The sequence below is a fragment of the Salinisphaera orenii subsp. halophila YIM 95161 genome (assembly GCF_003732545.1).
GTDB lineage: Bacteria > Pseudomonadota > Gammaproteobacteria > Nevskiales > Salinisphaeraceae > Salinisphaera > Salinisphaera orenii_A.
Genome location: NZ_AYKF01000081.1, coordinates 12,219 through 36,556, shown reverse-complemented (window position 1 = coordinate 36,556; position 24,338 = coordinate 12,219). Strand labels below are relative to the sequence as shown.

Sequence of the window (24,338 nt, the reverse complement as noted above, 5' to 3'; positions counted from 1 at the left end):
ACCGCACGCGGTGGGCGATTAGCCGCCCAAGCCGCGGTCATCGCTGGCTTGATGCAATATCCGGGCTAGCAGCCTGCCGTGGCGACTGACTGCTACTGAATGCGGCACAATATAAAAACCGATGTCTATTCGCAGAACAGGTACTTAGCCGTCGAGTAATCAGGCGTAAAGTTGGACAACACGCCGATATTCGCCCGGAACGACGCCGGCGTGGCTACGTACAAAACGGGTGAAATTAGCTTGGTCAGCGAACCCTAACTCACGGGCAAGTCGCCCGATCGTGGCGCGATCCTGGGAACGAGCGAGGTGCCGACAGATATCTTCCATTCTGAGCATGTTCGTAAAAACTTGCGGTGTGAGCCCTGTGCAGCGTTGAAAACGCAAAAAGAAATGAGCCCGAGAAAGATACGCCTCGCGCGCTAGTTGGTCCATTACAGGCGGATTCCTCACGTTGTCTTTTAGATAATTGACGGCGCGAAAAATCCGCGCATCCGATACCGAAAGTCGGCTCCGTTGCGATGCTCGACTAGGGTCTCTCAGCCGCGAAAACGGCTCGACGATGGCGAGCATGAGATCGAACAACAGATTTTCCAGTCTCGTCCGTGACACCACGTAAGCCGCCGTTAGCTCCGCTATAAGCCCATCAGCCAATCGCCGGATATGCTGTGAAATACGCACACATGGCGTAGGAAAAAAATCGCGCGTTGCACTCAATAGAAGCGGATCATAGATATCGGCAAGCCACTGCGGCTCGATATAGAGTGCTAGATACAGGGTTCGGGGGGCGCTCGCACGATGGCCATAGGAGTGCGGCTCTCCAGCATTCACTAGAATAGCTGTATCCTCAGTCACCGGAAACGGCCGACCGCGTACGCAAAATGTCGAATCGGCGCCACTGGCTTTGAAAAGCACGTGACACTGAGAATGGGCATGCGGCACGAGGGGTCTGTCCATATCCAAGAGGGCCACGCGGCCAAACTGACCTTGAAAAATCGCGATTGCGACAGACATATGCCCCTTCCGGAAACGTGTACCGAACGCTGTTGCCCACCCACCAAGATCACTTGCTCTTACAACGTAAGCTATGGGCCCACACGCTACATACGGTGCCCATTGAAACGTAGTCGTGCAGACCGCTTCGGATAGAACGCTAGCTGTAGCGGTCGACCACGCGCTGGTATTGGCTGGGCGCGGCACCGAGATGATTACGGAAAAAACGCGTGAAGTGCCCTTGTTCGGGAAAACCGAGGGACTCGGAGATATTGCCCAGCGAACCGCTGCGCGCCGAGCCGAGCGATTCGCAGGCTTTTTTCATGCGGATCATGTTATGCATCAGATGCGGTGTGATGCCGGTGTTCTTGCGAAACAACGCAAAGAAATGGGCACGCGACAAACCACACCGCGCTGCTAGTTCGTCCATACGGATATCTTCGGCGTAGTGGTCCATCAAATACTGATTGGCCCGGCGTATCCGACCGTCGTAAAAACCGGACGGCGCTATGACCCGCATCCTGTCGAGGTGTCGATAATCCGAAAACGACTCACAGATCGACACCGTAAGATCGGACAGCAGTTCCTGCATCAGATCCTGATTGCTGAGTGTGAAGGACATCATTTCCGCGATCAGCGCATCGGCAATGCGACGCATCGGCCGATTCAACTGCACGCCCCGCCGTAGGAAGAAATCCGGGCGTGCACTCAAGGCCAATGGGCGCTGTAAAGCAGCCAGCCAGCTGGGCTCGATATACAGTGCCAGAATGAGCGTACGCGGCGCGGCGGGCTGGTGGGCGTAGTAGTGCGGCTCCCAGGCGTTGACCAGTACGGCGGTCTCATCCGTGAGCAACTGCTTCTGGCCGTTAACCGAAAAATAGGTATCAGCGCCCGTTGCCTTGAGCAGCACATGGCACTCTGAATGAGCATGCGGCACCAGCGGTTTGTCCATATCCAGCAGGGCGACCCGGCCGAAATCGCCGTGCAGCACGCGCTGTGCGATCGACATCGCGATATCCTCCGTCGATGCTCCGAGCGCAGCAATACGCTTCGGCATCGATAGTGTTTGTCATAGCGTCACATTACCACTGGCTAACACCGCAGGTACCAAGCCACGTTGGCGATAGCGTCAGCCCATGGAAAATCAGTGGGTTCCGGTCGTAGCCGAGGGACGCTCCTCGGCGTGCGGGCCGGGCGAGCGCTCGAGTATCAGCGAAACGAGCACACCGAACACGAGCGCCCAGAATGGAGCACTGATACCGAATAGCGTTATGTTGCTCATGGCCACGACCAGAGCCACGAACGCGCCGGTCTGATGACCCAGCTGACGGGAAAAAGCCTGTTGAAACGCGAGCAGGAGTACGCTGATCATCGCTAGTCCGCCCACTACCATGATCAAAGGCTTGGGTAAGGCAAGCACGAACGGCACGGCCACACCGGCCACCAGGCCGAATACCCCGAACAACACTGCATTGACGATCGTGGCGCCGAAGCGCTTCTCCTTGTCGTCGCCGGCTTCTTCAGACGAGCAGATCGCGGTCATCGGTCCGGCGATATTGGCGTTGTGGCCTCCAAATATACCGGCCAGAATGCCCCCGATCCCGCTGATGATGGTCATGGCGTTCACCGGCGGCCGATACCCTTCCGCCATGAGCACGCCAGTTGCCTGTGCGTTTTCGGCGCCAATGATCAACAGGCTCAACGGCAGGGAAATAGCTAGAAAACCGTTGAGAGTGAATGACGGCGCGGTCAGTTCGGGGCCGGTAAAAGCCAGCGGCACGTCCGCGGGCTGCAGCATGCCGAAAGCAAGCGATGCGACGAGCCCGACCACGAGCGCAGCCAGCACCGGCGGGACCGACCGCAGCAGACGCGCCGCAAGTAGATAAGCCAGAACGGCCGACCCGGCCACAGCGGGTGCGTTGCTGACCGCATCCACCGCACCGGTACCGAATCGAATCAACGCGCCGGCAATCATGGCCATGACAATCGGCATGGGCAACCAGCGCATAATGCGACCGATCACGCCGGACAGCCCCAGCAGCAGGATCACCACCCCGCTCATGATGAATGCGCCTACGGCTTCGTTGAAATTGACGGTTCCGAGCGCGCCCACGAGGATTGCGGCACCCGGAATCGAGTAGGCGCCGGTAATCGGCTGGCGATAGCGCAACGCCATGACCAGGCTGATTATGGCCCCGAGAATGTAGACCGACATCAGCCAGGCGACCGTCTGTCCACCCGTGAGGTGCCCCGCATCGGCCGCGCTGATGATGATCAGTGCCGGTCCGGTACAGCCAAAGATCGAGGCCACCGTACCGGCACTGAAAGCCTTGAGTGTCAACGCGCCGCGCAGTGCGCCCACACCTTTTCGAAAACTGGGCTCGCCGGCCATGGCGGAATTCGAGGCTATTTGTTGTTCTGTCATCATCACCTCCTCGTCCGTGTATCAAGCCACGCCAGACCGGTCGCCTCGCGATGCGCGTCAGCTGCCGCGGAATGCTGCCTTGCGCTTCTCGCCGAAGGCTTCCACGCCTTCGCGGAAATCGTCCGACGTACGCAGACGGGCATAGCAGTGGCCTTCCATCTCGATGGCGACCGACAACGGCGAGTTCTCGCCGTCGTTGATCAATCGTTTGGCGGTACGCTGGGCCAGCGGCGAGAAGCGGCGCAGTTCATCGACCAGCGCATCGGTTGCGGCTTCGAGTTCGGCATCCGGAACGCATTCGATTGCAATGCCCCAGTCCAGCGCCGTCGCGCCCGGAATACGCTTGGAGCGCATGACCATGTGTTTGGTACGGGCAATGCCGATCATCTTCTGCAGCCGCGCGGAGCCACCCGAGCCGGGAATCTGGCCGAGGTTCTGTTCCGGCAGTGCATATCGACAACTCTCGCCGACGATGCGGAAATCGCAGGCCAGCGACAGCTCGAAGCCCACCCCGAAACAGTAGCCATGATTGACCGCGATCACCGGCTTGCTGCAGCGCTCGGGCGCAGCCACGTTGTCCGCGAGCTTGGAGACGTGCTCGGGGGATGCCTCCAGGAAACCGCGTATGTTGCCGCCACTGGAAAAGTGTTCGCCCACTGCGCGCAGCACGATCACCCGGACGCCGTCGTGCGCATCAAGTGCTTCGAACACCGCACGCAGCTGGTCACGCTGGGGCATGGAGATGACGTTGAGCGGCGGACGCTCCAGTACGATATCGGCACGCTCGCGCTCGACGTCCACGCTCACGCTAAAGCCGTCGTGCGCGGCGCCGAGTGCGCGGTCGATGAGTTCCTGATCCATTAGTGCAGTCCTGTTATGGGGTTTCATGAGGGGGTGTTGGCGCCGTCGACGACATAGCGCTCGGCGACCAGTTCGCGACGCAAAACCTTGCCAACGGCAGATTTAGGTATTTCCTCGACGAAGACATAGCGCCGCGGCCGCTTGAAGTTCGCCAGGCCCGAATTCAGGCAGTGTTCCTGCAGCGCCTGCTCGTCCACGGCCTCGCGGCGCTTGATGAAGGCAGTCACGACCTTGCCCCACTGCTCATCCGCGAGGCCGGCGACCGCCACCTCGGCAACCGCGGGGTGCGTGGACAGTGCGTTCTCGACATCCACGGGGCTGACATTCTCACCGCCGGTGATGATCAGATCGTCCAGGCGCCCGGTCACGAACAGATCGCCCTCGTGATCGAAATAGCCGGTATCGCCGGTGAAGAACCAGCCATGTTTGAGAGATTTCGCGTCGGCTTCAGGACGTTTCCAGTAGCCTTCGAATGCCTCATCGCCGGCCATGTCAGCGACGATGGCGCCCTCTTCGCCAACGGCCGCAGACGTATCCGGACTGTCGGCCCCAATCGGGACCACACGAATGCGCTGATTAAGCGCCGCACGACCTGAGGAGCCGGGCTTGCGCGCGGCCTGTTGGTCGATGGTATAGGTATAGACTTCGGAGCTGCCGTAATGATTGACGAACAGCTCGGGTTGGAACGCCGCCTCGACACGCTGCATGAGGCCGTCGCTCATGGGCGCACCCGCGAATCCGATCTTGGTGACGCTCGCGACGCGCTCTTGCGAGAAATCCGAATGCTCGAGCAGCATGTGATACAGCGTCGGCACGAGATAGAGATTGGTGACGCCGGCGCTTTCGATGGCGCCGATCGTGGCCGCGGGATCGAAACGCGGGATACATACGAAATGCCCGTCGATCAGGGCCATCGCCAGCAACGAGCGCACCCCCATGGTGTGATACAGCGGCATGACACCCAGGGTGCATTCGTCCTGTCGATAGAGATTCTGGGCGACATGCGCAAGCGCGGCCGCGCGCTCTGCGCGATGCCGGCGCGGCACGCCTTTCGGACGACCACTGGTGCCGGAGGTATAGAGCATCAGCGACCAGTCATCGGCCTCCGCACGCCGAATGAGCGTCGGCGGCGCATGCGCGGCCAGCGCCGAGAACGACATGGCGCGGTCGGCCACTGCATCGTCGGTCGCGATTAATGGCCGATCGCCCAGTTCCTGGCAGCTGGCGATTGCCTCGCTGCAGGAAGCGTCGAACGCCACGGCCTTGACCTCGGCGTCCGCGATGCAATAGTCGATTTCATCGGCCTTGCTGCGCCAGTTCAGCGGCGTGACGATGATGCCGGCAAACTGACAGGCCCAATGCAGCGCCGCCATCTGCCAGCGATTCTGCATTATCACCAGCAAGTGATCGCCGCGCGCCAGGCCAAGGGTTTCGAGGCCGTTGGCGATTGCCTGAGTCTTGTCGAACCACTCGCGATACGTAAATCGCACTGTGCCATCGGTAATGGCCGGCGCGTCGGGCCGGCGTTCGACGGCAGCCAGCAGCGTGCGTCCGAGATCAAACATGCGACGTCTCCGGTGGCGCGCCGCGACGTTGGGCGGCGACTTCGAGTACGGCGGCGACGATGCCGGTATAGCCCGTGCATCGGCATAGATGGCCCGAGAGCATGTCGCGAACATCGAGTTCGCTCGGCTCGGGTGTCTTGTCGAGAAATTCGGCGCAGGAGTTGAGAATGCCGGCGGTGCAAAAGCCGCATTGCAGGGCGTGGTGTCGCTTGAAGGCGGCCTGCAGGTCACCGAGTGCATCGCCGTCGCACAATCCTTCGACGGTATCGATACGCCGGCCCTCGGCCTGTACGGCCAGCATCAAACAGGCTCGCGACGCCACGCCGTCCACGCGTACCGTGCAGGCACCGCACACGCCGTGCTCACAGCCGAGGTGGGTACCGGTGGCACCCAGCTCATGCCGAATGAAGTCGCTCAAGAGCATGCGCGACTCGGCCTGCCCCACGCGCTCCTTGCCGTTCAGAATCAAACGTACCCGGCACGGGGTATTCGCTGCGATACGGGTCATGGCGTTGCCTGCGTCAATAGCTTGTGTCCCAACTCTCGAACCAGCTGGCGCCGGTAGGCCGCCGAGGCATGGGCATCGCTCTCGGCGCCGAGAGACCAGGCGAAGATATTCAGTTCGGTGTCGAAATCGCGGTCGCGCGGTATACGTCGAACCACCGGCCGGTCGGCCACCCCGCCGGCGCCCAGCACGATCTCGTCCGGGCCGATCACCGCTGCCAGCGCTACCAGCGCGAAATCGCCGTGGCGCATGGCCACTTCGGTAAACCGGTAGTCATGGTCCGCGCGCGCTAAGGGGAAGCGCACCTCGGTTAACAGCTCATCGGGCTCGCGCGCGGTGGTGAGCAGGCCCTGGAAGAATTCGGCAGCCGGCACCACGCGCCGGCCGCGGCGCCAGTGTCGGCGTTCCAGCACGACCTCGCCGCCCAGTACTGCGAGACTCAACGGCAGCTCGGCGCTGGGGTCGGCATGGGTGATCGAACCACAGACGGTGCCCCGGTTTCGGGTCTGAAAATGGCCCACCCAAGGCATTACCCGGGCCAATAGCGGCGCATGCTCGGCGAGTTCGGGCCAGGCAAGGAGTTCGGCCTGGCGCGTATTGGCGCCGATGCAGAGCCGGTCGTCACGAATCTCGATATAGCCGAGATCGGCAACGCCGCCGATATCGATGACCAGCGCCGGCTCGGCCAGACGCATATTGAGTACGGCCATCAGCGATTGGCCGCCGGCGAGCACGCGCGCATCGCTACCCGTATCGGCAAGCAGCTTGAGAACCTCGCCGCGGCTTTCGGGCCGCGCATAATCGAAAGCTGCCGGCTTCATTTTTTGCTCCGGCCGAAGAGACGGCGAAACAGGTCGACGATGCGTTTCATCCACGAGCCGGCGTTCGAGCCGCCGCCAAGTTCGACGGCCAGACGGGAAAAGATCTGGCCGATGATCACGCGTGCCGCACCCTGCAGCATGCGTGCGCCCACGGCCGCGAACTTGCCGCCGATCGCGGCCTCGTAGTCGTAATCCAGCCGGGTACGATTGCCTTCGATAGCAGTCAGGCGCACACGCGCACTGCCCTCGGCCGTGCCCATGGCGCTGCGCCCGACACCGCTGAGTTTCAGAGCATGTGGCGGCTCCAGCTCACTCAGATTCACGTCCGCCTTGTAGCGGGCCCGAATCATGCCAACGCCAACGGTGACGTCGGCCTTATAGGCGTTATCGCCCACCGCCTGGAGGTCGTGGCAGCCCGGAATGATCTTGGCCAATATCTTCGGATCGAGCATGGCGTCGAAGACCGTCGCCGGGTCGCCCGGCATGTCGACGCTATCGCTGGCCTGCAACGCAGAGCCGCTGCCGGCGGCCGGTTTGATCGGCTCCAGGCCTTCGGGCGCGTCCGGCTCGTCGATACCGATCATCGCGCGAACCCGCGAGGGCGTAAGCGGCAGTTCGATATCCGACTCGCCGAGCGCGTCGGCCACCGCATTGGCGATACAGACCGGCGTGCTCATGTTGTTACCTTCGCCCGCCCCCTTGGCACCAAGCGGGGTGAACGGCGACGGCGTTTCCATATGCAGGATCACCGGCTCCGGCACTTCCATCGTGGTCGGGATGAGGTAATCAGCCAGAGTGCCGGCCTGAAAACTGCCGTCGGCGCCGTATTCAAATTTTTCCATGAGCGCGGCACCGAGGCCTTGGGCAAAGCCGCCGCGCACCTGGCCATCCAACACGGCTGGATTAAGAATTCGCCCGGCGTCGTGAAGGGTCACATAGCGATCGAGACGCACGCGGCCCGTCACCTTGTCTATTTCGACTCCGCAGTAATCGAAGACGAAGCCGTAGCACAGCGAACTGTTGATATGGTCGTTGACATCCGGTGCCGCCAATTGCGGCGGGCTCCAGAAGGCGGTTTCGCGCAGACCGCCGGGCTCGCCCTCCGGCAACAACGCCGGGGCCCAATGGGCCGTACCGGCCATGCGCCTGAACGATGTCGAAAGACGATCATCATCGGCAACGGTCACCCGGCCGTCGCCAAAACGGATACACGATGCGTCGACCTCGAACTGGTGGGCCGCAATGGCGGCCACCCGCTTGCGGATACGACTGGCCGCTTCGTGCACCGTACCCGCGACCGCGCCCGCGAAACGGCTGGAATAATTGCCCGAAGCATTCGACCAAGGGTCTTTCTGGGTATCGAGCTCGACGTTGACGGTGATGGTCTCGAATTCGAGCCCGAGCACGTCGGCCACGACCTGGGCCGCCACGGTGCGATGCCCCTGGCCCTGCGGCGTGGAGGACACGTGCACGGTCACGCCGCCGAGCGGATCGACGCCAACGGTGGCGGTCGCGACCGCCCCGTTCTTGGGGCCCGCTTTTTCGCGCTCGGCCGGCGTCATGGCCGTGGTGATATAACCCATGTTCGAAATCGAGGGTTCGACCACCGCGCAGTAACCGATGCCGTACAGCCGGCCTTCGCGCCGTGCCGCATCGCGCCGCTGCTTGAGCTCGTCCAGACCGCCTTCGGCAGCCCCCTTCTCGATCGCGCTCTGATAGTTGCCGGAGTCCAGCAAAGACCCGGCCGGCGCGCGATAGGGGAAGGCGTCGGCCGGCACCAGATTGCGACGGATGACCTCAAGTGGATCGAGATCGAGTGCGACGGCAATCCGCTGCATCAACCGCTCGAGCGCGTAATAGACCTGGGGCCCGCCGAAACCCCGGTTGAGCCCGGTCGGCGTCTTGTTGGTCAACACGACGCGGTTGCGCGCTTCCAGGTGCTGGATGTCGTAGGCGCCGGTCAGGGTGCCGTGCATGCGATAAAAGGTCGCCGGCTCCGGCGCGCGCAGATAAGCGCCGCAATCATCGAGCTGGTCATAGCGTAACGCGCTGATCCGCCCCTCGGCCGATACCGCCGCTTCGATCTCGGTTACTCGATTGGTTGCCGACGACGAGGCCTGCAGATGCTCGAGCCGATCCTCGACCCACTTCACCGGCGCACCCGCCTTGCGGGCCGCCAGCGCCATGAGCACCACATAAGCGAACACGCCCTGCTTGATACCGAAACTGCCGCCCGAGTCCGGCGGCGTACGCAAGCGCAGCCCGGAAGCCCCGACCTTGAGTGCGCGCGCCATGACCGAGTGCAACGCGAACGGGCCCTGGAAATTGGCGGTCACGTCGTAGGTTCCCGCGGCCACGTCATAATCCGCGATCACCACATAGCATTCGATAGGCGTGCAGGAGCTACGTGGATAGCGCACTTTCAAGGCGATGCGATGCGCGGCTTCGGCAAACGCCTTATCAGGCGACCCGTAGGAAAAATGCCGGTCATTGACGACGTTGGCCCCCACGCCCTCGTGCAACACCGGCGCATCCGCCTGTGCCGCGACTTCGGGATCAACGACCGGATCGAGCAGTTCGTAGTCCGCCTCGACGGCGTCGAGCGCGTCTTCAGCGACATAGCGATCACGTGCCACCACCACGGCGACCGGCTCGCCCACGTAGCGCACCTTATCGACCGCCAGACACCAATGTTGCATGGGCTGGCGCACGCCGACCGCAAATGGCGCCGCCCACTCGCGCACATCCTCTCCTGTGAGCACGGCGTGCACGCCGTCGATGGCCAGCGCACTCGTTATATCTAACTTACGCAAGCGAGCATGCGCATGTGGAGAACGCAGTACCGCCGCCTGGAGCGTGCCGGCCGTCGTCGCCAGATCGTCGCCGAAACGCCCGGCGCCGCGCAGAAGCGCGTTGTCCTCGACCCGCTCACGCGCGTAGCCGCATTCGGCGAAGCGACCAAGTGCTTCGACTGTACTCTGGGCCTGCATTGCTCTCCTCCAGGGCTACCCTCCTGAGTCGGGGTATCGCCTGAAGAACAGCCTAGGATCAGGTCACGGCCGAAGGCTTTGTCGCTGAGACCAGATATTCACCCAGCCATCGCGTAATTTGTCACAGAGTACGATTTTGCCGCGACCCGAAGCCGCTCACCATGACCACCGGCGGTACGTGGGATGGCACCGACAGCGCAGTGGCTCTGATACGGGGACACACCAACTCACATGCCGCAGGCGCATCAGTTCGCCGAACCCGTTTGCCCGTCGCGTGGCGTCATTCCAAAGGGCGACTGGCCGACAGTGCTTCAGCGGCAACGGCACCGCCGATCATTGCCAAACGGGTGTCCGAGCAACGACGTCCGCGGCGACCCGCTCATAGGCGGCGGCCAGACGCAGCACGTCTAGATCGGCGCGATGTGGGCCGATCAGCTGAAGTCCCATGGCGCGGCCGCGCTCATCGAAACCCGCGGGCACGTTCATCGCCGGCACACCGGCCAGCGAGGCACCGATGACGACTTCCATCCAGCGGTGATAGGTGTCCATGGCGTGTCCGGCGATCTCGGCGGGCCAGTGCGTGTCGGCGTCGAACGCGAACACCTGGGCACTGGGCATCGCAAGCACATCGAAACGCTCGAACGCACCGCGCAGGGCCTGATACCAGGCGCTGCGCTCGACGTTGGCCCGGTGAATGTCCAGGGCGCTGAGCGCAAGGCCGCGCTCGATCTCCCAGCAGGCCTCCGGCTTGAGGCGATCGCGCGTGTGCGGATCGTCGTGGAGCGGTGCCAGTTTGCCGGCTACCGCCCACTGCCGCAGCGTGTTCCAGCAACGCCACAGTCGGGCCGGATCAAAGGCCGGCACGGTGGGTTCGACGATACAGCCGATCGTCTCCAGCCGGCCGAGCGCCTGCTCGCAGACGTCCAGAATCCCCGCCTCCATGGGCAGATAGCCGCCCCAGTCGCCGATCCAGCCGATACGCAGGCCCGCAACTTCGGTGTCGGGCTCGTCTGCGAACGGCGCGGCAGCCTCCGCGATCGACAGCGGTGCCCGCGGGTCCGCGCCGGCCTGAGTGGCCAGCAGGCGAGCCACGTCGGCGACGCTGCGGCCCATCGGGCCCTCGGTGCCCAGCTGCTGGCCGAACACATCCGGCGCCGGCGCCTGCGGCACCCGGCCGAAGCTGGGCCGGAAACCGAAGACATTGTTGAACGCCGCAGGATTGCGCAGCGAGCCCATCATGTCGCTGCCGTCCGCGACCGGCAGCATGCGCATGGCCAGCGCGGCCGCTGCGCCGCCACTGGAGCCGCCGGCGGTCAGGTCGTGATCGTAGGCGTTGCGAGTGGTGCCGAAGACCGGGTTGTAGGTCTGCGAGCCGAGCCCGAATTCGGGCGTGTTGGTCTTGCCGATGACGATCGCGCCGGCCGCCTTCATGCGCTCGACGATCAGCCCGTCCTGTGCCGGAATCTGTTCCGCGAACAGCGGCGAGCCGAAGGTCGTGGCGATGCCCGCTGTCGGGGTCAGATCCTTGATCGCCTGGGGAATACCGTGCAGCCAGCCACGATGCGTGCCGCGCGCCAGCTCCCGGTCGCGGGCATCGGCCTCGGCGAGAAGCTTCTCGTGCGGCAGTCGCGAGACGATGGCATTGACACACGGGTTCACGGCATCGATTTGCGCCAGGTAGGCCGTCATCACCTCACGACAGGACAGCGCACCGCTGGCGATCCGGTGCGACAGCGCCGTGACCCCGAGACCGACGATCTCGCCGACGGCCGGATCCGACTGCTTCGTTGTCTGCTTCAAACCACCGACCCGTTGATAGCCGATCCCGATTATGCCCGGCGCGGGCGCCCCGCCCCAAGCCGCAGCGGGATCGCGGACCGCCTCACCGCGCGCCGGGGCACTCGGCCTCGTGTCCTGTCCCGCAAGTAACCTTCCACCGCGCGCGGCTCTAACGGCGGCGGGTGGCGTTGCGAAATCGCACCGCATGGCCCGATGCGGCCGGGTTTCGCGCCTGACCCACCACGCCGATGGCACACGCTCGCTGGGTTGGGGTAAGAAACTTACGTGACAGGAGACTAGAAGTTGATGATCGCGATCAGCTGCGAATACATGTTGGTGTCGTCGCCGCCGATCTGGGTGCCACCCTCGGCCGCCGAGTACTCGGGCGTGTAGAAGCCCACCAGCGGACTCAACACGAGATGATCGTTGACGACCCACTGGGCATAGAGGTCGACTTCGTTGCCGTTGAGGTAGCCGTTGCCGGCGTCGTCGAATTCGAAGAACAGCGCCCCAAGCTGCACGGTTGGTGCGGGGGTCAGCGTCAGACCGATGTGATGGACATCGGTATCGCTGTTGAACGGCCCGGCATAGTTGGCCGCGACCTCACCCTGGAACCAGGTCCCGTAGCCGCGATTGAAGCCGAAGAACAGCGGGTCGAAACCGTCGGAGAAGCTCGAGTAGCGGTAGGTCAGCTTGGGCGACCAGGGCAGCGCGGCGAACGTCCAGCCGGCCTCGCCGTACCAGGCGTGATCGTTGCCGTCGCCGACATAAGCATCGCCGTTGTCCTGATCGACATACTCGCCGGACACGAACAGGTTCTCCACGCCCAGGCTGCCGTTGGCCCGGATGGCCAGCGTTTCCTGACCGTCCCGATGCTGATAGCCGAGGAACCGGGCCGCTTCATCATCGACGTCCAGGCCTTCGATATAGGTCAGGCCCACGGTGCCGTAGGTCGCATCCCGGTATTCGAGATTGACGCCGGCCAGCTCCATGCCGGCCTGGGCCTGGTTGTCGGAGTCCAGCCAGAAGCCGTCGACGTGCACGCCGGTCTCGCCGCCCAGACGCAGGATGGCGGTCTCGTCGAAGGCCTTGCGTGCGGCCAGCCAGTAAGCCCCGCCGCGGCTGAGACCGCTCGGCGCGATATCCGCGTCGGCCAGCGGCTTGAAGCCTTCACCGAAGTTGAGCGAATCGCCGTTGATCAGAAAGCCGTCGCCGATGATGAAGCTCTGACTGCCGAACGACAGATCGATGCCGTTCTCGCCCAGCCAGGGCACCAGATCGCCGGAGCGCCAGCCGATGTACGCATCCTCGATCTGCGTATCCTCTTCCTTGCCGGTGGTGAAACCGGCCGCGTCGCCGTCGCCGCGGGTGGCGGAGCTGAGCAGATTGAAGGCGCCATAGACGCTGCCCGCGCCATCGAGCGTATGCACCGCGCTCAATCCGTACTTGGCATAGCCTTCCAGCCAGGTCGGACTCGCATCCTCGGTGCGCAGCACCTGGGCGTAGGCGTTCTGGCTGTTGAAGATGCCGGCCGCGGCCTCGAAGTCGAACGCGAGCACGGTGTCGCCGCCCTCGTAGAGCGTATGGGCGCCGACCGGCCCGGTGGTGCACAGAACGGCGGCGGCGATGGCGCCGCACACGGCGCCCCGGTTAGAGATGATGGACATGGATTCCCCCTGGTGAATGACGATGCGCCGTCGCCGGCGCGCTCGATGGTGATTACGGCCGGCCGGCCAGGCCGTCTTCGATCGCGATGCCGCGCTGGCGCATGCGCTCGAGCAGTGCGTTGCGGACCGGGTCGATCTGGTCGAGCGGATCCCCCCGCAGGCGCCCCACTTCGGCAGCGGTGTAGGGCCGGAACGTCTCCGGCGTGCTCTCGCCCGCCATGCCGCCGGTCAATATCCAGTTGAGCAGCGCCGCGAGCTGGGCGTCCGTGTAGCTGGACTGGGCCACGCCCGGCACCCGGACCAGGAATTCGCGCCCGCCCTCGACCTCGAGAAAGTGGCCGACGAAGTCCTTCATCCGCGGCACATCGTTGGCGCGCGACCCCGCGCCGTCTGCGAGATGACAGCCCGAGCATTCCAGCTGGAAATTGACGCGCGGCCGGTAGCCGGCCTCGCGCGGGGTGACGGCGGGCGTCGCGTTGCCCGGCGCCGGACGATTGTGCGGGCCGGGCAGGCTCTGCGCACGCACCACGCCGGCCACGAGCACGACCCCGATAGCCAACCCTGCCGCGCGCATGATCGCCGACCCCGCCATCGCCCTAGCTCGCCACCCCGCGGATGGTCGCGATCGTGCAGTTGTAGGTCAGATGCTCGGCGCCCAGGCACCAGTTGATGTCGTTGTTGTTGAACGGGCGATAGAGCGGCTGCTCGCTGTCGTTGCGGTTGCAGGCGCACTGGCCGCAGGCCTGCATGCCGCAGCAGTCGTTGTAGGCGATGATGTAGTCACGCCCATCGCCCGGATTGCGGCAGGTACCCACCCAGGTGACTTCCGAGAAGTCGGTGCCCGGCGGACAGGCGGTGACCGAGCCGCCACAGCAGCTGCACACGAAGCCGTCGATCGAGCAGTAGCGCCAGTAATCGCAACTCTGCGGATCGCCCGGGTCGCCGGGCGTTCCGGGCTCGGCCGCGTGCGCGTTGCCGCCGCTGCGATCGACCGGCAGGATCAGCGGGAGTGCCGTGCCGACCACCACCCAGGAGCCGAATCGCACCAGCACGTTCCGGCGCGAGGTGGAGTGCGCCACGTGGCGCGTCGAGCTTTCGAAGAATCGGTCCAGAAATTTCATGTTGTCCCCCGGTGTCTATTGCGCCGCGCGCGGATTGCCGTGCATGTACTCCTGCAGCGAGGCCACGCCCATGGCCTGCGCTTCGAACAGGCTTTCCAGATGCTCGCGGTTGTTCACCAGCCCCTTGGCACGCAGCACGCCGTCGGCGTCGATGAGCACGGCATAGGGCAGTTTGCCGATCTGGTAGGTCATGCCGATCTCGGGGCCGACGACGTAGGTCGCCTCCTCGAGGCCGTGTTCGCGGATGAGTGCCTGCTGCGAGGCCGCGTCGCCGTCGCTGATATAGACCACGTCCAGATCGGCGCGATGACTGCGCGCGAGCGAACGCAGGCTCGGCAGCAGTGACTTGCAGATCGGACAGGTCGGCGACAGAAAGAACAGCAGCTGACCGCGTTCGCTCTTGTAACCGACGTTGACCGGCCGTTCGTGCCGGTCGAGGGCCGTGACCTGGGGCGCGGGGCTGTTCACCGCCACGCCCTTGTCGAGCACGAGCGCACCGGCGGGCGCGATGCGCGAATGCAGCACGCCGACCTGGCGCACCAGCGCCATCACCACGAAGGCGAGCGCCACGACCACGATCCAGAGCAGGATCTGGGATATGAGTGCGACATCCATGACTATCTCCCGGAAAGCGACTTCAGGCGCGGCTGGTTGGCCAGCAGCCCTTCGGTCGCGGTATAGAGGATCAGGCCCGCGGCGACGCAGGCGACGATGAGAAACAGGCCGAAGCCGTGCAGCGCGGCGTCACTGGCGGGTAATGCGACCAGCCCCGCCATGGCCAGCAGCACGGCATTGCGCACGATCAACGGCACGCCGAGCGGGCGTTCGAGGCCCGGGCCGCTACAGCCGCAGTCGATGTCCCGGCGTCCGCGGATCAGGTTGATCGTGATCGCGGCGGTATAGACGGCGAGCAGTACGGCGGCGGCGATCGCGCCGACCGGCCGCAGCGCGGGTACCAGCAGCGCCAGCGCCACGAGCACTTCGGCGATCGGCAGCAATCGCGATGCCGCACCGATCGTCCATTTGGGCAGCAGCGCGTAGTCCTCGATCTGGCGGGCGAACCGATGCCGTGCGCGCAGCTTGTGGCTGGCCGCGCTCAGCAGGATCACCGCCAGGAACAGAGACAGCGACAGACCGACAATGGGGTGGATCATCGTCACGCTCTCCTAGTGGCTGAGCACGAGTGCGGGGATATCGCTGATGCCTTCGACCGTGTGCATGTACTCGGAAGTGGTCAGGTCGAACACGTCGAGGCCACCGTTGATGTTGATGCCCAGCAGCAGCGGCGCGTCGTCGCGAGTCGCGCGCAGGCTCCAGACATAGTTCTCGGTCTTCATCTCGCCGACCTTCTCGTGTGTGTCCAGATCGTAGGCCCAGATCGTGTTGCTGGGATCCTCCCAGTTGCGATCGCTGTGGTCCGGATGCACGAGCACATAGAGCCGGTCGAGCGCCGGCGATATCGCCATCAGCTGCCAGCCGCCCACGCCCCAGCCGGCCTCGCGCTGGGCTTCGGTGAACAGCGACCAGCGCTCGCCGACCTCGGGCGCCGTCCCGGAGACATCGATCGGCTGGATGTGCCCGTCGAGCGTGACGAAGTAATAGGTGTCGCCGTTGCGCACCGCGCGCTCGTTCATGGCCAGGTGGTTGGGCTGGAAGAACCGGGTTCGCATCCGCGATATTTCGTGGCCCTCGTCGTCGAGACGCACCTGCTGGAAGCTGCCGTCGCCGCAGATCGAGGCGAAACTGCGATCGCCGGTCGGATAATTGAGCGCACAGCCGGCGATGTCGATCTCGCTGGCGACTTCGCGGTTCTCGGTATCGACCACGGTCACCGAGGGGGCCGGCGTGAAGTTGTAGACGTAGACGAAGCGGTCATCGTCGCTGACCGTGAGCATGTAGCGCTCGATCAGGATATTGGCCCGCTTCTCGGGGATCTCGACTTCCCAGCGCGGCTCCAGGGTGCGTGTATCCCAGGCGGTGAGCACGTCGGTGCGCTCGCCGCGCACGCCGCGCGACCAGAACGTATCCGCTGAATACAGCGTCTTGTCGTTATTGGACAATACCGACGGCGCCAGATAGCCGGTCGGGATCATGCCCAGCATCTTCTTCTTTTCCGGATCGACGACCACTACCTTGCCGGTGGTGGCGTTATCGAACTGGGTGTCGATGATGTAAGCGCGATGCGGCCCGGGCGGGTCCAGCTTGGTGGTGCCGATCGTGTCCGGCGGCAGCTGCCCCCAGGCGGCGGCGCTGACCGCCAGCGCGGCCCATACGAGCCCACCCCTGGCGCGATTGAATTTTATCTTCATGGCTTCCCTCATTCTCCCCTGCGCTGACACGCAGCACGATTGATGCAAGTCGTCACGGCGCGGATCAGTCCAGTACCACCGTCGTGGTCTTCTCTTCGGTATAGGCCAGCACGCCGGCCAGACCGCATTCCCGGCCCAGGCCACTCTGCTTGAACCCGCCCCAGGGCAACTGGGGATCGATCGGCGCCCAGGCATTGATGCCGACCGCACCGGCCTCGATCTCGCGCGCGACCCGGTGTGCCCGCGCCACGTCGGCGGTCCACACCGTGGCGGCCAGCCCGTACCGGGTGTCGTTGGCGATCGCGATCGCCTCGGCCTCGTCGGCGAAGGGAATCACCGTGCCGACGGGACCGAAGATCTCGTCGCGGGCGATGCTCATGTCGTTGGCGGCCCCGGCGAACACGGTGGGCTTGACATACCAGCCGTCGCCGGCCTCGCTCACGCCGCCGGCTCGCAGACGGGCGCCTTCTTCGCTGCCGCGGCGAATGTAGTCGTTGATCTTTTCGAACTGGCCGCGGCTGGCCACCGCGCCCATCTGCGTGCCTTCGTCGGCCGGGTTGCCCACCCGGATGCCCTCCGCCACCGCGGCCAACTGCTCGGTGAACACCTCGGCGATCGCCTCATGGACCAGCAGGCGGGTGCCGGCGGCACAGACCTGGCCCTGATTGAAGAACAGCCCCATCGCGCAGCCGCCCACGGCCGCCTCGATATCGGCGTCGTCGAACACGATCTGCGGGCTCTTGCCGCCGAGCTCGAGGGCGACGTGCTTGAACAGCGGTGCGGCCAGACGCTGGATCGCCGCACCCGTCTCGGGGCTGCCGGTGAAGGTGATCTTGGCGACTTTCGGGTGTTCGCAGAGCACCGGCCCGAGCGTGGCGCCATAGCCGGTCACCACGTTGACCACGCCGTCGGGAATACCGGCTTCCCGGCAGAGTTTGGCCAGATGCAGCGCCGACATCGGCGTCTGCTCGGCGGGCTTGATCACCACCGTGCAGCCGGCCGCAAGCAGCGCGCCGAGCTTCCAGCAGGTGATCATCAATGGCGTGTTCCAGGGCACGATGGCCGCCACCACGCCCACTGGCAGCCGCTCGGTATAGGACAGCGTCGGCCGGCCCATGTACCCCGCGGTGGGAATCGTGCGGCCCTCGATCTTGTCCGCCCAGCCCGCGGCATGGCGCAGTGTGGCGATGGCGTTGGGCAGATCCAGCATGCGCGGCTCGGCCGGCGGGCGGCCGATGGCGGTCGCGTCCATGTCGGCGAGCGCCTCGGCATCGCGCTCGACCAGATCGGCCAGCCGGTGGATGCACAGCCCGCGGGCAGCGCCGCTCATCCGCGACCATGCCCCGCCCTTGAACTGGGCATGGGCGGCCGCCACCGCGCGCTCCACGTCGGCCGCGGTGCCGGCTGCACTGGTCGCCAGCGTGGTGCCCGTCGCCGGGTCCGGCAGGGTCAGGATCGCGCCGTCGGAGGCGTCGGCCGGCTGGCCATCGATGAAATGCTGGTATGCCTCGGTCACGTCCTCTCCTCGGTCACTCGAAACGCTGTGGCGACACACTCATGGCCGGCGTGGTCGCTCTTCGACCCGCCGCAGGTGTGGATCACACGCCATCGAGACTGCGCCGGGGCGCCCGGGGCCGCATGTCGCTGCGTGCAGATCGGCTTGCGTCTGCGTGCAGGCACAGCGAAGACAACGGCGCGCTTTTGACAGCCCCGCGCCAGAGGCGTAAACCGAAAAAGGATAAAGACGCTGCACTCGGGCACGGCCGAGACTGGCCCGCGATTTGCAGGCACCAAGCCCGTGAAGAAAGGGCGACACGGCCGAGGACCGTTCGATTCGATGTCATATCCAGAGCCCAACGCAGCGGCGCAAGGCCCCCGGGAGTTTCACGACCTCGGCGGCTGGCAGGATTATGTCAATCTGCATTTCCCGGCGCTGGAAATGGTCAGCCGCACGAATGCCGGCTTTCTGGCGCAGGCGAGCAGCTGCCGGCTGGGCGATTACACGCTCACCCATATCGGCAGCGCCGCCTCCGACGTCGACCGCACGCCGCTGCTCGCCCGGCGTGCGAATGCGGGCTATCTGAAGGTCACGTGGCAGCTCGCCGGTCAGCTCGAACTGAGTCAGGACCGGCGTTCGGTCTGTCTTCAGCCCGGTCGGGCGACGCTGTGCGACACGACCCGCCCCTATCGGATTCGCGTGAGCAACGGCGCGAGGCTGGCCGTCCTCCTGATTCCGTACGACGTGGACAGCCGCCTGCCGCGCCATGCCCAGCGCGTGAGCGCAACCGAGCTGGCCGACATGCCGACCATGCAGGCCGCACTCGGCGCCATCACCGGGCTGGCGCGCTCGCGCCCCGATCCGAACGATCCGGGCATCAGCGACGTGATGCAGGGCGTTGGCGCGATGCTCGCAGCCACCTTCGCCCGCGCCGCGGAACCGGACGAGACCGCCCTGGATGCCCAGCGCCTGCAGCGTGCCGAGCACTATATCGCCACGCACATCGCCCGCAATGACCTCACCCCCGAACGCCTGGCGGGCGCGCTGTGCGTGTCGCGTCGCACGCTCTACGGAATGCTCGCCCGTCACGGCACGACGCCGGCCCGGCTGATCGCCGAAACCCGGCTGACCCATGCCCGCGATGCGCTGGCGCGGGATCCGGCCGGCACACAGACGATCACGGATATCGCGCTCGCCCACGGCTTTGCCGACAGCGCGCGTTTCAGCCACGCCTTCAAGGCACGTTTCGGTCAGGCGCCCAGCGTCTGGCGCGGCGGGCACGCGCGAGGCTGAACACCGCCTGCTGCGGGCGACGTCGGGACGGTGGCGGCCTCGAGTATCGGCTGCAACGAAGCCTGATCGATGATACCGTTGACATACGGGCCTCGTTCGAGCCGATATTCCGATTACGCCACGTCGATCGCGGCCATTTTCGTTATTCGGTGAACTGAGGTCGTACTCGCCCGGCCCGTTCGAGCGGCTGGCCGAGCGGCCTTGCAGACGTGTACAAAACAAGCATGAGTGGCCGGCCGCACGGTGAACACACCCGGCACGAGCGCGCAAAACAACAACGCCATCACACGCGAACGAGGAGAAAATCATGCCCGCCATAAACGACAGCAAGGCAATCGACAGTGCCCTCACACGGGCCGTCGCGGCCGGCGACGTACCGCACGTTGTCGCCCTGGCCGCGGATGCGAACGGCCCGATCTACGAGGGTGCGGCCGGCCCGCGCGCCGTGGGCAGCGACGACCCGGTCAGCGCCGACACCATGTTCCGGATCGCATCGATGACCAAGATGGTCGCGACCATCGGCGCGCTGCAGCAGGTCGAACGCGGGAATCTGGATCTCGATGCGCCGGTTACGGATCTGCTGCCCGAATTCGCCGATCTACAGGTGCTCGACGGCTTCGACGGCGACACACCGATCCTGCGCCCGCCCCAAAGCGCGGCGACCGTGAAACAACTGGTCACACATACCGCCGGACTCGGTTACTGGTTCTTCAACGCCGATCTCAAACGCTGGGAGGAGGTTACCGGCAACCCGAACGTACTCAGCGGCAGCAAAGACGCCTTCAAGGCCCCTATGGTCGCCGATCCGGGCACGCGCTTCGAGTACGGCATCAATACCGACTGGCTCGGCCGCGTGGTCGAAATGGTCAGCGGACAATCGCTGGATGTCTATCTGAGCGACAACGTACTGCGGCCGCTGGGCATGCACGACACGGTGTTTCTGATGGATGACGAACAACGCGCCCGTTCGACCCCGATCCACATCCGAAACGACGACGGCCAATGGGTGCCCACCGATGTCGACTGGTCCCAGCAACCGCAATGGTGGGCCGCCGGACACGGGCTTTATGCCACGCCGCGCGATTATCTGGCCTTTCAGCGCATGCTGCTCAATCACGGCACGCTCGACGGAGAACAGGTCGTTTCCGCCGACAGCATACGGGCGGCCTTTTCCAACCAGATCGGCGATCTCGATTTCCCGGAGACCATCCCGACCGCGGAACCCCAGACCACCGCGCCCTTCCACGGCGGCCCGGGGCTGAAATGGGGCTTCGGCCTGCTCCTGAACACGCAATCGAAGCCGGGCATGCGCGCCACCGGCAGCGGCGCCTGGGCGGGCCTGTTCAACACCCATTTCTGGGTCGACCATGCCAGCGGCATCACCGGCGCGATCTACACCCAGAGCCTGCCGTTCGTGGAGCCGCGTGTTTTCGCCGTCTACAACGACTTCGAGCAGGCCCTGTATGCCGCTTTGAACTGACGTTGTCGAACGCCGGGCGGCGCGCCGATCCTCTGAGCCCGCGGCGTCGCGGCCCGGCGTCTGCGTCACGAACGGAAGAGCACGCGCCCGTTGCACGGCAAGGCGTGATCGGGCCACACCAGCGCTCCTTGGGCTGTCCGGGTCAATTGGGACGCGTCCGACGCGGCTCGCATGACGTGTTGATGAGCTCTATTTCGACAACCGCCGATCGATCACGTGCTTGGCCTTGCCGAGCGAGCGCTCGAGGCCACCGACGGCGGACAGCGTGATGTTCGTGGTGATCCCGATATACGACTTGATGCGTTGCTGGAGGTGGCTGAGCGTTTCGTCCTCGGTGCAGTGCTCGTCGAAGTCGTGGCCGCGCTCGACCGTCAACGCCACGTGGTCGAGATTGCCTTCGCGGGTGAGCTCGATCAGATAGTGCGGCGCCAGGCCCTTCTGCTGGCAGATGATCTCTTCGATCTGGGTCGGGAAGACGTTCACGCCGCGGATGATGAGCATGTCGTCCGAGCGGCCGGTGATCTTGTCGATCCGGCGCATGGAGCGCGCGGTGGGTGCGAGCAGACGGGTGAGATCGCGGGTGCGATAACGCACGATCGGCAGCGCTTCTTTCGTGAGTGATGTGAACACGAGTTCGCCCGGTTCGCCGTCGGCCACGACCTCGCCGGTCTCGGGATTGATGATCTCGGGATAGAAATGATCCTCCCAGATCGTCGGGCCGTCCTTGGTTTCCACGCACTCGTTGGCCACGCCCGGGCCCATGACTTCCGACAGGCCGTAGATATCCACCGCGTCGATACCGGCCCGGCGCTCGATCTCCCCACGCATGGCGTTGGTCCAGGGCTCGGCGCCGAAGATGCCGATCTCCAGCGACGACTCGCGCGGATCCAGGCCCTGGCGCTCGAACTCTCCGATGAGGTTGAGCATGTAGGACGGCGTGACCATGATGATGCGCGGCTTGAAGTCCTGGATCAGCTGGACCTGTTTCTCGGTCTGGCCACCCGACATGGGCACGACCGTGCAGCCGAGCTTCTCGGCGCCGTAGTGCGCACCCAGCCCGCCCGTGAACAGGCCGTAACCATAGGCCACATGCACGATATCGCCCGGCTTGCCGCCGGCCGCACGGATCGAACGCGCGACCAGGTTGGCCCAGGTCTCGATATCGTTGCGGGTATAGCCCACCACGGTCGGCTTGCCGGTGGTGCCGCTCGAGGCATGAATACGCGAGACCTGCTCGCGCGGCACGGCGAACATGTCGAACGGATAGGCGTCGCGCAGATCCTGCTTGGTGGTGAAGGGAAACTTCGCCAGATCGGCCAGCGTGCGCAGATCGTCCGGATGCACGCCGGCCTCGTCGAACTTGGCCTTGTAGCGCGGCACGTTGTCGTAGGCATGCTTGAGCGACCATTTCAGGCGCTCGAGCTGCAATGCCTGGAGTTCGTCGCGGCTGGCGGTCTCGATGGGTTCGAGCAGCGATTCGGGTGCGATCTGTGCGGCCATGGTGTTCTCCTCGGTCTCGGTGCCGCGCACGCGGCGTTGCTATGTTCGAAAGCCGCCACGCCGGTGCGGCCGGCTGCTTTCTGATTGTCGAGCCCTGCCCGGCGTGCGGCCGGCGGGCGTTATTCGTGGTTCGTCGTCTCTCGCCTGACTAGGAAGCCATCACCTCGAGCACTTCGCCGCGCACCTGATGCGAACGGCCGCGAAAGATGACGATCGTCTCGTCGTTCTGGTTGCGTACGGTGACGTCGTAGACGCCGGTGCGCCCGCTGCGCGAACGTTGTTCGGCCTCGGCGGTCAGTACGTCGCCGCTGAACGCCGGGCGCAGATAGTCGACGGTGCAGGCCGCGCCCACGGTGTTCTGATTGCCGCTGTTGCAGGCAAAGGCGAAGGCGCTGTCGGCGAGCGAAAAGATCAGGCCGCCGTGGCAGGTCTTGTGGCCGTTAACCATGTCGTCGCGCACCGGCATCGATACGCGCGCATAGCCCGGCGCCATGGCGTCGATATGCATGCCGAGCATGCGCGAGGCCGCGTCGCGGGCGAACATCGCCTCGCCGACGCGATCGGCCAATGCCTGCGGATCTTGTTCGAGGCCCGCTTCGGGCGCGCCGGTCTGGCTGGACTGCATGGGTCGTCTCCTTCCGATAAGGCCGGTCTGGGCCGCCGTCTGCTTTGTTATTTCTCTACGCAGCGGCGCCGTTTCGTTCTAGTCATTCAACGCCCCTTGAACTCGGGCGTGCGTTTTTCGGTAAAAGCGGCCACGCCTTCGGCATAGTCCGCGCTGCGGCCGAGCTCGCCCATCGCATCGCGTTCGGCATCGAGCTGGTCGTCGAGATTGTTGTTCGCGCCGGCGTACATGAGCTCCTTGGTACGGGCCAGGCCGCGGGTCGGCGCTTTGGACAGATGCTCGACGAGCTGGTCGATTTCAGTCTCGAAGGCGTCATCGTCCACGCAGCGCCAGATCAGCCCCCAGTCGGCCGCCGTGGGCGCGTCGATGGGCTCGCCGAGCATGGCGATGCCCATGGCCCGGGCCATGCCGATCCGACGGGCCAGGAAATAGGTGCCGCCGGTGTCCGGAATCAGGCCGAGCTTGCAGAAGCTTTCGATGAACTTGGCCGAGCGCCGCGCCACAACCAGATCGCAGGCCAGCGCGAGATTCGCACCCGCGCCGGCGGCGACGCCGTTGACGCCGCAGACCACGGGCAACGGCAATGCGCGCAGGCGGCGCACCAGCGGTGCGTAATAGGTCTCGACCGAATAGGCCAGATCGGGCGCCTCGCCGCTAGCCGACGACACGGCGCGATCGCCCAGATCCTGGCCGGCACAGAAGCCCTTGCCGGCGCCGGTGAGCAGCAGCACGCGCACGGAATCGTCGGCCTCGACCGTATTGAGCGCTTCGGCCAGCGCTTCGTGCATGGCCACGTTGAAGCTATTGAGCTTGTTCGGGCGGTTGAGCGTGATCCGGGCGATCCCGGCCTCGATGCTCAGGATGATGGAATCGTCTGCCATTCGAAATTTCCTCTCTCTTTAGAGGGTG

At 64.9% G+C, this 24,338-nt stretch carries 21 protein-coding genes; 2 read left to right on the top strand and 19 right to left on the bottom strand.

All coding sequences use genetic code 11. The annotated features are described in order from the left end of the window. Window positions 1-159: 159 nt before the first annotated feature. The 16 genes from SAHL_RS09315 to SAHL_RS09240 all read right to left on the bottom strand — a co-directional run bounded on the left by SAHL_RS09315 (window position 160) and on the right by SAHL_RS09240 (window position 18,549). Entirely contained in the window at window positions 160-1,011 is an 852-nt protein-coding gene (locus SAHL_RS09315; protein WP_123591145.1) for an AraC family transcriptional regulator, read from the bottom strand. Between the two features lie 139 nt (window positions 1,012-1,150). Then, entirely contained in the window at window positions 1,151-1,999 is an 849-nt protein-coding gene (locus SAHL_RS09310) for an AraC family transcriptional regulator (RefSeq protein ID WP_123591144.1), read from the bottom strand. A 135-nt stretch (window positions 2,000-2,134) separates the two neighbouring features. Continuing rightward, the gene (locus SAHL_RS09305) at window positions 2,135-3,415 is read right to left on the bottom strand and encodes a benzoate/H(+) symporter BenE family transporter (RefSeq protein WP_221177899.1); all 1,281 of its coding nucleotides are present in this window, start codon (window positions 3,413-3,415) and stop codon (window positions 2,135-2,137) included. 57 nt (window positions 3,416-3,472) lie between these two features. Next, a complete protein-coding gene (locus SAHL_RS09300; protein ID WP_123591142.1) occupies window positions 3,473-4,276 on the bottom strand; it encodes an enoyl-CoA hydratase/isomerase family protein in 804 nt (267 codons plus the stop codon). Between the two features lie 23 nt (window positions 4,277-4,299). Further along, window positions 4,300-5,841 (bottom strand): AMP-binding protein, encoded by a 1,542-nt coding sequence (locus SAHL_RS09295; RefSeq protein ID WP_123591141.1) that lies wholly within the window; start codon window positions 5,839-5,841, stop codon window positions 4,300-4,302. Beyond that, on the bottom strand, window positions 5,834-6,349 hold the full coding sequence (locus SAHL_RS18205; RefSeq protein ID WP_123591140.1) for a (2Fe-2S)-binding protein: 516 nt from the start codon (window positions 6,347-6,349) through the stop codon (window positions 5,834-5,836). Before SAHL_RS18205 ends, SAHL_RS09295 begins: the two co-directional genes overlap by 8 nt. After that, a complete protein-coding gene (locus tag SAHL_RS09285) occupies window positions 6,346-7,167 on the bottom strand; it encodes an FAD binding domain-containing protein (protein ID WP_123591139.1) in 822 nt (273 codons plus the stop codon). Before SAHL_RS09285 ends, SAHL_RS18205 begins: the two co-directional genes overlap by 4 nt. After that, the gene (locus SAHL_RS09280) at window positions 7,164-10,157 is read right to left on the bottom strand and encodes a xanthine dehydrogenase family protein molybdopterin-binding subunit (protein ID WP_123591138.1); all 2,994 of its coding nucleotides are present in this window, start codon (window positions 10,155-10,157) and stop codon (window positions 7,164-7,166) included. Before SAHL_RS09280 ends, SAHL_RS09285 begins: the two co-directional genes overlap by 4 nt. A 333-nt stretch (window positions 10,158-10,490) precedes the next feature. Beyond that, entirely contained in the window at window positions 10,491-11,957 is a 1,467-nt protein-coding gene (locus tag SAHL_RS09275; protein ID WP_221177896.1) for an amidase, read from the bottom strand. A 275-nt stretch (window positions 11,958-12,232) separates the two neighbouring features. Continuing rightward, complete coding sequence (locus tag SAHL_RS09270; protein WP_245968465.1) at window positions 12,233-13,603, bottom strand: alginate export family protein; 1,371 nt, start codon at window positions 13,601-13,603, stop codon at window positions 12,233-12,235. 52 nt (window positions 13,604-13,655) lie between these two features. Next, a complete protein-coding gene (locus SAHL_RS09265) occupies window positions 13,656-14,162 on the bottom strand; it encodes a c-type cytochrome (protein WP_245968464.1) in 507 nt (168 codons plus the stop codon). A gap of 37 nt (window positions 14,163-14,199) precedes the next feature. Further along, window positions 14,200-14,724, bottom strand: a complete 525-nt coding sequence (locus SAHL_RS09260) for a methylamine dehydrogenase light chain (RefSeq protein ID WP_123591136.1) — start codon at window positions 14,722-14,724, stop codon at window positions 14,200-14,202. Window positions 14,725-14,739: 15 nt separating this feature from the next. Next, window positions 14,740-15,339, bottom strand: a complete 600-nt coding sequence (gene mauD, locus SAHL_RS09255) for a methylamine dehydrogenase accessory protein MauD (protein WP_123591135.1) — start codon at window positions 15,337-15,339, stop codon at window positions 14,740-14,742. Between the two features lie 2 nt (window positions 15,340-15,341). Next, complete coding sequence (locus tag SAHL_RS09250) at window positions 15,342-15,878, bottom strand: MauE/DoxX family redox-associated membrane protein (RefSeq protein WP_123591134.1); 537 nt, start codon at window positions 15,876-15,878, stop codon at window positions 15,342-15,344. 12 nt (window positions 15,879-15,890) lie between these two features. After that, a complete protein-coding gene (locus tag SAHL_RS09245; protein WP_123591133.1) occupies window positions 15,891-17,033 on the bottom strand; it encodes an amine dehydrogenase large subunit in 1,143 nt (380 codons plus the stop codon). Between the two features lie 64 nt (window positions 17,034-17,097). Then, entirely contained in the window at window positions 17,098-18,549 is a 1,452-nt protein-coding gene (locus tag SAHL_RS09240) for an aldehyde dehydrogenase family protein (protein WP_123591132.1), read from the bottom strand. 321 nt (window positions 18,550-18,870) lie between these two features. Between SAHL_RS09240 and SAHL_RS09235 the strand changes: the two genes are divergently transcribed. Both SAHL_RS09235 and SAHL_RS09230 read left to right on the top strand, forming a co-directional pair. Beyond that, on the top strand, window positions 18,871-19,824 hold the full coding sequence (locus tag SAHL_RS09235; protein WP_123591131.1) for a helix-turn-helix domain-containing protein: 954 nt from the start codon (window positions 18,871-18,873) through the stop codon (window positions 19,822-19,824). A 307-nt stretch (window positions 19,825-20,131) separates the two neighbouring features. Further along, window positions 20,132-21,304, top strand: a complete 1,173-nt coding sequence (locus SAHL_RS09230; protein WP_123591130.1) for a serine hydrolase domain-containing protein — start codon at window positions 20,132-20,134, stop codon at window positions 21,302-21,304. 189 nt (window positions 21,305-21,493) lie between these two features. Here SAHL_RS09230 and paaK read toward each other — a convergent pair whose 3' ends face one another. The 3 genes from paaK to paaG form a co-directional block, all read right to left on the bottom strand. Further along, window positions 21,494-22,804 (bottom strand): phenylacetate--CoA ligase PaaK, encoded by a 1,311-nt coding sequence (paaK, locus tag SAHL_RS09225; RefSeq protein ID WP_123591146.1) that lies wholly within the window; start codon window positions 22,802-22,804, stop codon window positions 21,494-21,496. A 148-nt stretch (window positions 22,805-22,952) separates the two neighbouring features. Then, a complete protein-coding gene (gene paaI / locus SAHL_RS09220) occupies window positions 22,953-23,429 on the bottom strand; it encodes a hydroxyphenylacetyl-CoA thioesterase PaaI (RefSeq protein ID WP_123591129.1) in 477 nt (158 codons plus the stop codon). An 86-nt stretch (window positions 23,430-23,515) separates the two neighbouring features. After that, the gene (gene paaG, locus SAHL_RS09215) at window positions 23,516-24,310 is read right to left on the bottom strand and encodes a 2-(1,2-epoxy-1,2-dihydrophenyl)acetyl-CoA isomerase PaaG (protein WP_123591128.1); all 795 of its coding nucleotides are present in this window, start codon (window positions 24,308-24,310) and stop codon (window positions 23,516-23,518) included. Window positions 24,311-24,338 lie beyond the last annotated feature (28 nt).